General features: G+C 68.5%; 16 protein-coding genes. 5 read left to right on the top strand and 11 right to left on the bottom strand.

The annotated features are described in order from the left end of the window. On the bottom strand, positions 1-244 hold a 244-nt coding region (locus AC5RV2_RS09825; protein ID WP_494092175.1), incomplete at its 3' end, for a diacylglycerol kinase family protein. A gap of 146 nt (positions 245-390) precedes the next feature. On the opposite strand from AC5RV2_RS09825, the gene AC5RV2_RS09820 reads away from it, so the two are divergent. Continuing rightward, entirely contained in the window at positions 391-2,295 is a 1,905-nt protein-coding gene (locus AC5RV2_RS09820) for a penicillin-binding transpeptidase domain-containing protein (RefSeq protein ID WP_494092174.1), read from the top strand. A gap of 126 nt (positions 2,296-2,421) precedes the next feature. Here AC5RV2_RS09820 and AC5RV2_RS09815 read toward each other — a convergent pair whose 3' ends face one another. The 7 genes from AC5RV2_RS09815 to AC5RV2_RS09785 form a co-directional block, all read right to left on the bottom strand. Then, the gene (locus AC5RV2_RS09815) at positions 2,422-2,964 is read right to left on the bottom strand and encodes an AMIN-like domain-containing (lipo)protein (protein ID WP_494092173.1); all 543 of its coding nucleotides are present in this window, start codon (positions 2,962-2,964) and stop codon (positions 2,422-2,424) included. A gap of 401 nt (positions 2,965-3,365) precedes the next feature. Then, complete coding sequence (locus AC5RV2_RS09810; protein ID WP_494092172.1) at positions 3,366-3,656, bottom strand: acylphosphatase; 291 nt, start codon at positions 3,654-3,656, stop codon at positions 3,366-3,368. 48 nt (positions 3,657-3,704) lie between these two features. Beyond that, positions 3,705-4,094: a VOC family protein gene (locus AC5RV2_RS09805; RefSeq protein ID WP_494092171.1), complete on the bottom strand. Its 390-nt coding sequence runs from the start codon at positions 4,092-4,094 to the stop codon at positions 3,705-3,707. A gap of 193 nt (positions 4,095-4,287) precedes the next feature. After that, positions 4,288-4,536 (bottom strand): hypothetical protein, encoded by a 249-nt coding sequence (locus tag AC5RV2_RS09800; RefSeq protein WP_493978913.1) that lies wholly within the window; start codon positions 4,534-4,536, stop codon positions 4,288-4,290. 424 nt (positions 4,537-4,960) lie between these two features. Further along, positions 4,961-5,332, bottom strand: a complete 372-nt coding sequence (locus AC5RV2_RS09795) for a glyoxalase superfamily protein (protein ID WP_494092170.1) — start codon at positions 5,330-5,332, stop codon at positions 4,961-4,963. A 58-nt stretch (positions 5,333-5,390) separates the two neighbouring features. Beyond that, positions 5,391-5,600, bottom strand: coding sequence for a hypothetical protein (locus AC5RV2_RS09790; protein WP_494092169.1), 210 nt, complete (start codon positions 5,598-5,600; stop codon positions 5,391-5,393). Between the two features lie 129 nt (positions 5,601-5,729). Continuing rightward, positions 5,730-6,164, bottom strand: coding sequence for a septum formation family protein (locus AC5RV2_RS09785; protein ID WP_494092168.1), 435 nt, complete (start codon positions 6,162-6,164; stop codon positions 5,730-5,732). 16 nt (positions 6,165-6,180) lie between these two features. On the opposite strand from AC5RV2_RS09785, the gene AC5RV2_RS09780 reads away from it, so the two are divergent. Then, on the top strand, positions 6,181-6,453 hold the full coding sequence (locus AC5RV2_RS09780) for a hypothetical protein (RefSeq protein WP_494092167.1): 273 nt from the start codon (positions 6,181-6,183) through the stop codon (positions 6,451-6,453). Positions 6,454-6,569: 116 nt separating this feature from the next. Here the strand turns inward: AC5RV2_RS09780 and AC5RV2_RS09775 are convergent, their stop codons facing one another. Continuing rightward, entirely contained in the window at positions 6,570-7,814 is a 1,245-nt protein-coding gene (locus AC5RV2_RS09775) for a pyridoxal phosphate-dependent aminotransferase (RefSeq protein WP_494065030.1), read from the bottom strand. A gap of 170 nt (positions 7,815-7,984) precedes the next feature. Between AC5RV2_RS09775 and AC5RV2_RS09770 the strand changes: the two genes are divergently transcribed. Then, positions 7,985-8,383, top strand: a complete 399-nt coding sequence (locus tag AC5RV2_RS09770; RefSeq protein ID WP_494092166.1) for a RidA family protein — start codon at positions 7,985-7,987, stop codon at positions 8,381-8,383. A 91-nt stretch (positions 8,384-8,474) separates the two neighbouring features. Here the strand turns inward: AC5RV2_RS09770 and AC5RV2_RS09765 are convergent, their stop codons facing one another. Beyond that, a complete protein-coding gene (locus AC5RV2_RS09765; protein ID WP_494092165.1) occupies positions 8,475-8,945 on the bottom strand; it encodes a carboxymuconolactone decarboxylase family protein in 471 nt (156 codons plus the stop codon). A 79-nt stretch (positions 8,946-9,024) separates the two neighbouring features. Between AC5RV2_RS09765 and AC5RV2_RS09760 the strand changes: the two genes are divergently transcribed. Then, positions 9,025-9,765, top strand: a complete 741-nt coding sequence (locus AC5RV2_RS09760; protein WP_494092164.1) for a DUF427 domain-containing protein — start codon at positions 9,025-9,027, stop codon at positions 9,763-9,765. 197 nt (positions 9,766-9,962) lie between these two features. Next, a complete protein-coding gene (locus AC5RV2_RS09755; protein WP_494092163.1) occupies positions 9,963-10,739 on the top strand; it encodes a sigma-70 family RNA polymerase sigma factor in 777 nt (258 codons plus the stop codon). Here the strand turns inward: AC5RV2_RS09755 and AC5RV2_RS09750 are convergent. Then, the coding region (locus AC5RV2_RS09750; protein WP_494092162.1) for a glycosyltransferase family 9 protein at positions 10,672-11,370 on the bottom strand (699 nt) is incomplete at its 5' end. The genes AC5RV2_RS09755 and AC5RV2_RS09750 overlap by 68 nt on opposite strands.

The raw sequence follows: 11,370 nt of genomic DNA, 5'->3' as shown, positions 1-11,370 counted from the left end.
CGGCCACGCGCCGCACCGTTCCGTCACCGCCGGCGGCGATGACCAGATCGACGCCCGCTTCCAGCGCCTGGTGTGCCTGGCCGGCGCCCGGATCCTCAAGCGTGGTCTCGAGCCAGAGCGGCGGCTGCCAGCCGGTCTCGGCGCACAGGCCCTCGACCAGCGCCACCAAGTCGAAGTTGAACTTCTTGGACGGGTTCCAGACCACCGCGGCACGGCGGGAAGCTGGGGGAGCGGATTCGGTCATGGTGTCCTTACTGTCCTGTTTGCCGGCTCGAGGCCGGCGTCCCGACGGAACCCATTCAAGCATCATCCCGCCGGTGCCGCCCGGCTCGACATCGCTGCTGGCCGCTTATAGGTTCTAACAGGACACCCTCGGATCCGGGAGAAGAATTGCTTCGGCGCGCACTTGCACTCATCACCGCCCTGCTGCTGACCCTAGCGGTGGCTGCCTGCGCTCCGGAGCGGGAATCGCCGGAACCGACCGCCCGGGCGTTGGCGGAAGGGCTGGCCGCCAACGACGTGTCAAAGGTTGCCTTCGCCGATGCCACCGGCGCCCAGGTGCAGGAACAACTGGCCGCCCTGACCGAGGGGATGGACCCCGTGGAGCCCGAAGTCAGCGTGAAAGGCGTCGAAGAGGTCGAATCCAACCTCTTCCGGGCCACCCTTTCCTATGACTGGCCGGTGACCGATGCGGAGGGCTGGAGCTACACCACCAGGGCCGACCTGCACTACGCCGAGGACGCCTGGCACGTCCGGTGGAAGCCCGAAATCCTGGAGCCCTCGCTTGCCGAGGGCGAACGGCTGGTGCTCTCCACCGAGGAACCGCGGCGCGGCCGGATCCTCGACGCCGAGGGAGAGGCCATCGTCAAGAACCGCCCGGTCAGGGTCGTCGGCATCGACAAGACAGGCCTCGACGCATCGGCCGCCGAGGACTCCGCGCGCGCGCTGGCCAAGCTGGTGGACATCGACGCCGCCGCTTACCTGGAAAAGGTTGAAGCCTACGGGCCCAAGGCTTTCGTGGACGCCATCACGCTGCGCGAGGACGCCTTCGACGAGCTGGACCAGAAGAAGCTGAAGGGCATCGAGGGCTTCCTGGCGGTGGGCGACCAGATTCCGTTGGCGCCCAACCGCACGTTCGCCGCTCCGGTGTTGGGATCGGTCCGCGAGGCCACGGCCGAGGACATCGAGAAGTCCAAGGGCACGGTGGTGGCGGGCGAGACCGTCGGCTCGTCCGGCTTGCAGGCGGCCTTCAACACCGAGCTCTCCGGCACGCCGGGAGCCACCGTCTCCGCCGTCGGGCAGCCTGCCGAAGAGGGCGGCGAAGCGCCGTCCCGCCAGCTGTTCCGCCAAGACCCGGTGGATGGCGAAAACGTGAAAACCACGCTCGTGCCGAAGTTGCAGTCGGCGGCCGAGGACATCCTGGCCGACATCGACTCGCCGAGTTCGATCGTCGCGCTGCGCCCGTCCACCGGTGCCGTCCTGGCGGCCGCGAACGGTCCGGACAGCGAAGGCTACAACACCGCGTTCCTGGGCCGGTACGCCCCCGGTTCCGCCTTCAAGATCGCCACCGCGCTGGGCATGCTGCGCAACGGCGCGACCCCCGACTCCGCCGTCACCTGCGACCCGGAACTGGTCGTGGACGGCCGAAGCTTCGAGAACGCGGACAGCTATCCCGCCGAGTTCACCGGCCGGATCACCTTGACCGAGGCCATCGCCCACTCCTGCAACACGGCGTTCATCGCCGAGCACCGGGAACTCTCCCAGGACCAGCTGGCTGATGCCGCCGGCGCCCTGGGCATCGGCATGACCGCGGACCCCGGCATCGAGGCCTTCATGGGCGAGGTGCCGCGCGAGGACACCAAGGGGACCGCGCACGCGGCCTCGCTGATCGGCCAGTCACGGGTGCAGGCGTCGCCGCTGGCGCTGGCCACGTTGATGGCGGCCGTGGTGGAAGGCGGTTCGGTCGTGCCGACGCTGGTGGACGGGCACGACCCCAAGGCCGAGCTCCCGGACGTGCCCGAACTGACCGCCGGGGAAGCCAAACAGTTGCGCAGCATGATGCGGTCGGCCGTGGTGGACGGCTATCTGGCCAACCTGGCCGACCTGCCCGGGAAGCCCGCCATCGGCAAGACCGGCACCGCAGAGTACGGCTCGCAGGACCCGCCGCAAACCCACTCCTGGGTGATCGCCGGCCACGGGGACCTCGCCATCGCGGTGTTCGTGGAGGACGGCGAGCTCGGCTCCGAGACCGCCGGCCCGCTGGCCGAGGCTTTTCTGGAAGCCGCCGCCGGCTAGGCATGAGACGACGACGGCGGTGCCCGCCCCGGGTGCGTGAAGGCACCGAAGGCGGGCATCGCCGTCGTCAGCGGCCGGCCGGGGCAGAGGCCGCCAGGCGCCCGGCCTGTCGGCAGAGTGTCAGGCCTACCAGCGGTGGGCCACGTCAATCACCAGGCGGGACATGGTGCCCGGGCCGTCCAGGGTGAAGACCCGGAACGGCAGGCGGGCGCGCACGCCGAGGCCGATGGTGGTGTACCCCTCGAAACTGCCGCCCCAGGAGAGCTGGCGGAAGGTGGTGTAGCCGGTGACGTTCACCAGCTCCTTCGGGTTGGCCGGCCGGTAGGTGCCGCGCCCGTTGGAGTCATACGCCGGCGCCTTCACGACCACGGCCAGGTCGGCGCCGCCGCGCAAGGGGATCGCATGGCCGGATCCCTGGGCCCGCACCGTCCCGTACCTCACCGAGTAGCCGGCCACGTCGCCGCGCAGGTCCACGACCATGCGGTCGAAGCAGGCGTGCCGGCCGGTGCGCACGTTGGTGATGGGGGCGGTCGTGGTCCCCGGGGCGGACTCCGCCGTCGAGCCCCAGGCGATGCCGCAGTAGGGCGCGGCGGTGGCGGGGCCGGGCGCCACCAAGCCCAGGCCGAGAACCAGCAGGATCACGGACAGCCATGTGGGGAGCTTGCGCATGGCACACCGCCTTTCATGGGGGTGACAGATGCACTCAGGATAGGGGCGTTTTCCGCGACGGGACCGGGCACGTTCGCGATAACGCCGCAACCGTTACGGCACGCGGCCCGGGCACGCTTTTCTTGATCCTCCGGTAATCGGAAACGCACCCCGCCCGTAACCAAACCCGGCGACGGAGAAGTGTTACGTCATTTCGTAACATAAATCACAGTCCTGAAATTTGGGCGCGACGAGTGGCATAATTTCAGCGTTAGCCGGTTACGGACCCCCACGTTTTTTGCCGGGCCGGCGATCCCCCAAAGAGCCGGTCCCGCGTGAACACGCCGCGGGGCCGGCTCGATTTAAACGTCACACCACCCGGCGCCGCTGGGCCCCTATCAGGCCTCCTTCGGCCCCCTTCTTCAGCCCACTTCGAAGGTGTTGAACCCGCCGGTGGGCGGGCCGTACGTCGCTTCGACCGCATCCACCCGCCCCGGCGCCCTGCCTGACTCGAACGCGGCCGCGAATTGCCGCACCGCATCGTGCGGCCCCTCCGCCACCACGCCCACGGTGCCGTCCGCCTGGTTCACGGCCGAGCCCACCAGCCCCAGGCGTTCGGCGCGTTCCCGTGCCCAGTACCGGAAGCCCACTCCCTGGACCCGGCCGCTTACCGTCGCGCTCAGGCGGACGTTCCCGGTGGCTTCCTGTTGCATGCTTCGCTCCTGTTCGAACGTCGGTCCAGCGTACGACGGCGCCTCGCCTCAGGCAGCGCCGGAGCCGTAGGGGCGCGTGATGGCCTCCAGAAAGTGGCCGTTCGGGTCGGTGAAGTAGACGCCGCGGCCGCCGTCGTTGCGGTTGATGTGTTGGGGCTGGCTGCGGCCCGGGTCTGCCCAGTAGTCGATTCCGGCCGACCGGATGCGGGTGAGGATCCCGTCGAAGTCGTCCTCGGTGACCAGGAAGGCGTAATGCTGGGGCTGCACGTTCCCGCCGGTGTCCGCGTAGTCGAGTGCCACGCCGCCCTCCAGCAGGACCGTCATGAAGTGTCCGAACATCGGCTGCGGCGGATCGAGGCCGAAGATCTCCGCAAAGAATTCCGCCGACGCCTTTTTGTCCGCGGCGTAGACGATGGTGTGGTTGAACGAGACGGCCATGGCATGCTCCGAAGGCGGTGGCCGGGACCCGCGCCGGCCCCAACGCTGGCTCCATTCAACTCCGGCCAGGCCCGCCGGACAAGCGCCGACCCCGGAAGGGCCGCGGTTAACGAAGCAACGGACGACGCCGGCGCCGTGGTGGTCGCCGAAGCCGTCCGCTCCGTGGGAGGGGCTGTGCCGCCCCATGCTGATGTCAGCCCTTCTGCGGCAGCCGCCAGACCGTGCAGTCCTGCGTGCTGATGGCGCGGCGCGAGCCGTCCGCCTCATCACGGATCCACACCAGGCCGACGCCGGGTGCGGTACGGTCGACGCGGCCCCGGTACTGGACGGCATTGTCCATGCGGGCCTCGACCGAATCGCCGCGGCGCAAATGTCCGAGATTGCGGATCCTGGTGGGGGTGGAATTGACCAGCGGGGACTGACCGGGTGCGGATAGTGTCATACGTGACCTCCTGTGTTGTGGCGGTAAGGGCGTGCTGTGCCAGGCGGATCGGCTGTGGGGCCGACCCTGCCGTGGCATCGTTCGGGGACTGCTTGTCAGGCGTGAAGCGCCGGCTCCTGCCGGGTGCCGGTGAGCGCTGACGGCAGGGGCTGCGAGGCGGCAGGGCGCGGGAAAGAGCTTCTCCGCTGATCCCTGCTGCAAACTTGGTGGTCCCTCAGCTGTCCGTTGGCAGTCTCAGTTTAAGGAACACCCCCGGAGGGCCGGATTATTCCGCCGGAGCAAGAAAAGTTTTTTGGGCCCTCCGTCGGTGGCGGCAGGCGGAGCCAGGCTTCGGCCGCGGCAGATGGCGGGCGTTTCCCGCGGCACCGCGGCGCCACCGGGGCAGCGGCAGAAGCCTGAGGGCATGAGTGCGCGAGCGGCAGGTTCAGTCCCTGGGCGGCAGCTGCTGCAGCGCCCAGGTGTTGCCGTCCGGGTCGCTGAAGTAGACGAACTTACCCCACGGCTGCGCGTCCACGTCGCTCGCCGCGACGCCGCGGCCGAGCAGTTCTTCCCGGGCCGCTTCGGCATCGGCAACGACCATCTGAAGCCCCTGCTGCGAGCCGGGCGCCATCTCCGTGATGCCCTTGCCGATCACGATGGAACACGCCGAGCCGGGCGGCGTGAGCTGCACGAACCGCAGGCCGTCGCTGACCCGGTGGTCGTGGTCTGCGTGGAAGCCGACCTGCTCAACGTAGAAATGTTTGGCCCGGTCGACGTCGGTGACCGGCACGGCCACCAGTTCGAGTTTCATCTCCATGCCGGACACGCTAGCGCCGGGAGGGCCCCCGGCGGTAGGGTCCGGCGCGGGACTGCGGTCAGGCCCCGTCCGCAACCAGATGGAGCCGGTACCCCTCGGACTTTTCGAACAGACGGCGTGGGTGGGAGCCACTGTTGGCCAGCCAGACGATGTCCGCATCAAGTGTTACCGCATCGACTCTTCCGGTGCGCAGCAGCGTTCCGTCCCTGTACACCTCCACCAAGGTGCCGGGAACGAGGTCCCAGTTTTCGAGCGGGGTCTCAGGCATGGTGGTGCTCCTCGGATCGGGTTACGGCCGCGCATCTCTCCTCTACCATCCGGGCGGGCGAGGGCGGCCACAAGGGATCCGGCCGCCTGTTCACAATGAATTCACGCACCTGCCGGCCGGCCCTGCTGGCTAATCCCCGAAATAGCCGCGCACCAACAGGGAGCCGGGATGGTACAGGCAAACGGAGGTGCGTTCACCCGAATCCCAGTCCGCTTGCGTAGGGAACAAGAGCCGGTGCGTGCCGTCCGGAATCAACCGGGCTTCGAGAAACTGGGAAATCACTTCGCCGCAGAGGGGTTCGGCACCGCGTTGCAGCGCTGACCGACCCGGATACGGCTCGCCGGTGTGCGTGATGGAGCCGAATATCTCGCCTTCATGCGGCTCCTGGCAGGGCACCTGGAACAACGCGGAGGTCGTGGGGCCGGAGGAATACTCCCAATCAAAGAACACACAGTCGCCGACGGACGCCTCACCCAGAGCCGAGGGCTCCACGCCGGAAGACCATTGCGTCGCGAGGAAGTCGTCGATGTAGGCATCCGTGCCCTCGGGATCCGCTGCTCCCACGGTCTCCGCGGGCGCCATGGTCGCGCGACCGGGCGGGGGAGAGGCCAGCCGGATGGGGCCATGGGATGTGCCGGCGGCAGGACCGGTGGCGGACCCGCCGCCGGAGGCTGCCGGAGTGGCACTCGCCGTGGCCGGGGATGCCGCTCCTGCTTCCGCCTCCGGTTCCGTGCAGCCCGCGAGCAGCAACGCGCACACCGCCATCAGGGCGGCCGTCGGCCTGGTCCGCATGTTCCCCCGATGCCCGGCACCACAGCCGCCCGACCGGCGGCTGGAAATGTCAGCAGCCTAGCAGGATGTGCCGCCCGCCCACGGCACGACCTGCCCCTCGGCGAAGGTGTGCCGCACCCGACCGATCGGTCGCACGGCTCGCGGCGTTCCCGCCTGGCCTGGCGGGCCGGGCAGCCTTTAGACGGCGGCAGCAGCGGCGTCGGCCGTCTTCTTCCGGTGGATGGCCAGGAAGGAAGAAATCCTGCGGACCGCCTCCTCGATATCCTCCACCGACGGCAGGATCACGAACCGGAAGTGGTCCGGCGTGGGCCAGTGGAAGGCGCTGCCGTGCGAAACCAGGATTTTCTCCTCCTCGAGCAGGTCCAGGACAAACTTCTCGTCGTCCTCGAACGGATACACGGCAGGATCCAGCTTGGGGAACAGGTACATCGCCCCGGCCGCGGGAACGCAGCTGACGCCCGGGATCTGGTTGAGCAGCCGGCAGGCCAGGTCGCGCTGTTCGTGCAGCCGACCCCCGGGCTTCACCAGGTCGCCGATGGACTGGTAGCCGCCCAGCGACGTCTGAATGGCGTGCTGCGCCGGGACGTTCGAGCACAGTCGGAGCGAGGCCAGCAGCTCCAGTGATTCACGGTAGGCCGCGGTCTCGGCGCGCGGCCCGCTGATGGCCACCCAGCCAGCCCGATAGCCGGGCATCCGGTACGCCTTGGACAGCCCGCTGAACGTCAGTACCGGCAGGTCCGGCGCGACCGAGGCGGTGTGGACGTGGACGGCGCCGTCGTAGGTGATCTTCTCGTAGATCTCGTCCGAGAACAGGACCAGATCGTGCTTGCGCGCCAGGGCCGCGAACTGTTCCAGCACGTGCCGCGGGTAGACGGCGCCGGTGGGGTTGTTCGGGTTGATCAGCACGATCGCCCGCGTCCGGTCGGTGATTTTGGCTTCGACGTCCTTCATGTCCGGCCACCAGTGGTTGTCCTCATCGCAGAGGTAGTGCACGGCCTTGCCGCCGGAGAGCGTGACGGACGCGGTCCACAGGGGGTAGTCGGGAGCAGGGATCAGCACCTCGTCGCCGTTTTCCAAAAACGCCTGCAGCGTCATGGAGATCAGCTCGGACACCCCGTTGCCGATGAAGATGTCCTCCACGCCGATCTGCATCAGGCCCTTGGTCTGGTAGTACTGCGAGATGGCCGTGCGGGCGGAGAAGATGCCCTTCGAATCGCTGTAGCCCTGGGCGCCGCGCAGGTGGTGGATCATGTCCACCACGATCGACTCCGGCGCCTCCAGCCCGAACGGTGCGGGATCGCCGAGGTTCATCCGGAGGATGCGGTGGCCCTCCGCCTCCATCTTCTTGGCCGCGTGCAAAATCGGGCCGCGAAGTTCGTACCGGACGTTCTGGAGTTTGCTGGAATGTTGCATGGGACGCATGCCCTATTTTTTCACAGAGTGCATCGGACGTTCATGTGGGCTTCACCACTGCGCGGGTCTGGTGCCCGCTGCCGCATCGGCCTACCGTGGTTACGCTCGCGCAGGGGCACCGGCACGCGGTGCCGGTGCCTGTGCCTGTGCGCCCCTAACCGGAAAAATGGAGGAAAGCCATGGCTCTCACGCACATAAATCCAGCGGGCATGTTCCGCAGTCCGGCCTTTTCCCAGGGCGTGCTCGTGGACGGACCCGGCCGGCTGCTGATCGTCGGCGGCCAGAACGGGATCAACGCGGACGGCGAGATGGTCAGTGACGATCTTGCCGGCCAGACCAAGCAGGCGATGCGCAACGTGCTGGCCGTCCTCGAGGAGGCCGGTGCCACGCAGCAGGACGTGGCCAAGCTGAACATCTACCTCGCCGCCGGGCAGGACGCGAACGCGGGGTACGCCGCGGCCGCGGAGGTGTGGGGGCCGGTGCCGACGGCGATCACCGTCCTGCAGGTGGGCTCCGCGCGGCCAGGCGTGCTGGTGGAGATCGACGCGCTCGCCCAGGTCCCGCCTCAGCCCGAGTAGCCGCGGCCTGAGTAGCCGCTGAACGGAAACCGCAGCGCACCGCCGTCGTGCGCCGGCCGGGCCCCGTGCCGGCCTGCCCGGCCCGGGTTGGTTACTGCGGCCGGACCGGATGCTTGCTGACGATGGACACGCGGTTAAAAGCGTTCATCGCGACGGTGATCCAACTGACCGCGGAGAACTCGTCGTCGGTGAGTTCCTCTCGGGCGGCGGAATAGGCGCGCTCCTGGCTGTGGTGGTCCGTCAGTTCGGTCAGCGCCTCGGCCAGAGCCAGCGCGGCGCGCTCCTTGTCCGTGAAGACCTCGGTGTCCCGCCAGGACGGAAGCACGGAGAGGCGTTGCGCCGTCTCGCCCTCGCCGAGGGCCAGCCGGGTGTGCATGTTCAGGCAGTACGCACAGCCGTTGATCTGCGAGATGCGCAGGTTCAGCAACTCCACCAGTTTCCGGTCCAGCCCGGCTTCCTCGGCGGCGTCGGCTACCTTGAGCGCCACCCCGTTCAGGGCGCGGTAAGCCGCCGGTGTCTGCTTGTCGATGTAAAACCTGGCCGTACGTTCCTCGGTGCCCACTCAAAGCCTCCTGGTTGGTGTGTGATGCCCATTCTGACAGCACTGCCCGCGGTGGCACGATCGGAGTAGCGTGTGCCACATGGAATTCGAAAGGCCCTTCACGGAACCGACCGCCCGGCGCATCCGCGTGCGGCTGGGCGGGAGCCTGGTGGCTGACAGCACCAGGGCCAAGCTGCTGGTCCAGTACGACACCGGAAGCCTGCCCACCTACTACGTGCCGCGCGAGGACGTGGCGCACGAGGTGCTGTCCAATCCGCACACCGGGCGGGCGGGGCAGCAGGTGTGGGACGTGGCCGTTGGCAACAAGAGGGCCGAAGCCGGGGCCTGGGAGCATCCCGACCCGTCGGGCGGACTCGCCGCCCTGGCCGGGCATGTGACGTTCTCGTGGCGCCAGCTGGAATGGTACGAGGAAGACGAACGCGCGCAGGTACATGCCCGCGATCCCTACAAACGGGTAGACACGCTGCGCAGCTCGCGCCGGGTCCAGGTCTACCTGGAGGGCGAGAAGATCGCCGACAGCATCCGACCGCTGATGCTCTTCGAAACACATCTTCCCGTCCGCTACTACCTGCCCGCCGACGACGTGCGCACGGATCTCTTGGAAGCCAGCGACGCGGTGACCAGCTGCCCGTACAAGGGGCAGGCCCGCTACTGGTCGGTCCGCGTCGGCCAGGCGGTCGTTCACGATGTGGTGTGGAGCTACCCGGATCCGATCCCGGAAAATCCCAAGATCCGCGATCTCTTCTGCTTCTACAACGAGAAGGTGGACCTGGTGGTCGACGGCCAAGCGCAGGAAAAGCCGGACACGCCCTGGTCCTGATCCGGTCCTGACTCGCCGCCCGAAGGCCTGGGCCGGCGCCCGCGTGCTTCTGCTGCTTATACCTTCTTCTCCCGGGAGAAGAAAAGACTTTTGCGCATTTTTCCGGCGGCGGACTGTTGCATAATCAGCATGCTTATGTTCTCTTGGGGGAGAAGCGGTTTGGGTCGCGCACTTCCCGAGAAGATGGTGGGCTTCTGATGCAACACAACGAGAAAGACATTCAGGTTCTGTTCCGCAAGGCGAGACGCGCCAGGGGGTCCCTCCGCGCCGCCTTGGAAGAGGAGCTGGTGCTGGGGCACCTGGGCATTGCCGAGGGGATCGCCCGCAACTATTCGGGCCCGGGCAGGGAGCTCGATGACCTGAACCAGGTGGCGCGGCTGGGGCTGCTCAAGGCGGTCCGCGGTTTTGACCCCGAGCACGGCGCGGACTTCCGCGCCTACGCCGCCCCCACGGTCCACGGCGAACTGAAGCGCTACCTTCGCGACAGTTCGTGGATGATCCGCCCGCCGCGCCACCTCCAGGACCTGCGGACGGCGGCGATCAAAATGACGTCCGAACTCGCCCAGCGGCTGGGCCGCGAACCTGGGCTTCAGGAGCTGGCCGACGCGCTCGCCGAAAGCCCGGAACTGGTCGCCGAAGCCCTCAACTGCCACGGCAGCCTGCGTCCGGAATCACTGGACGGGACCCCCGAGGGGCAGGGGTTGGCCGAGACGCTGGCTGTCTCCGACGGCGGGACCGAACGGACCGAGGAACTGTTAATGCTTCGGGGCGCCATCCGCGAGCTGGAACCGCAGGAACGGCAACTGCTCTTCTACCGGTACTTCCAGGAGGAATCCCAGCGCCGCGTCGGCGAACGCATCGGCATGACCCAGATGCAGGTGTCCCGCGCGCTGGCCAGGATCCTGGTCAAGCTCCAGCACCGGGTGTTGGGGGAACGGCAGGCCCCCGCCCGGCAGCGGATGCGGACGGCGTAGCGACCGGCAGTTGCGCCACGGCGGCCAGGACGTCCTCCGGGCCGACGGCCAGCAGGGCGGGGTCCGGGTCCGCGGAAAACGTGTCGCCCAGCCTCAGGCTCTCGTCGGTCAGGACCGTATGGGGGCCGGGCGGCGGACCCCAGACGCTGACCGGTGCCGGCCCGAATATGACCACCGACGGCCGGGCATAGGCCGACGCCAGGTGGGCGGCGCCGGTATCGGCGGAAATGATGAGCGCGGCCTCGGCGATCGCCGAGGCAAACTCCGCCAGCGGCAGCGTCCCGGCGACGACGGTGTCCTGGTCCAGCCCGGCCAATTCGGCCACGGCCAGTGCCCGCGGCCGTTCCGCCGTGCTGCCGGTGAACAGGATGCGGTGTCCTTGGGCTGCCAGAACCCGGGCGACGGCGGCAAAGCGCTCGGCGGGCCATAGGCGGCTGCCGTAGGCGGCCCCGACATGAAGTACCGCGGCTCCCGGGCAGGGGCTCGGGACGGCGGGTTTATCCAGCCGGTAGTCGAGCGGATCCGCGTCGATCCCGTGCCATTGCAGCAGCCGGGCCCAGCGCTCGCGTTCGTGCACGCCTTCCGGCCATTCGGGGCCGTCCCAGCCGGGGGCCCGGTGGCCGATGCGCCT

This window comes from Arthrobacter sp. Y3225116 (assembly GCF_059091245.1).
This window is presented reverse-complemented; position numbering and strand designations above follow the sequence as displayed.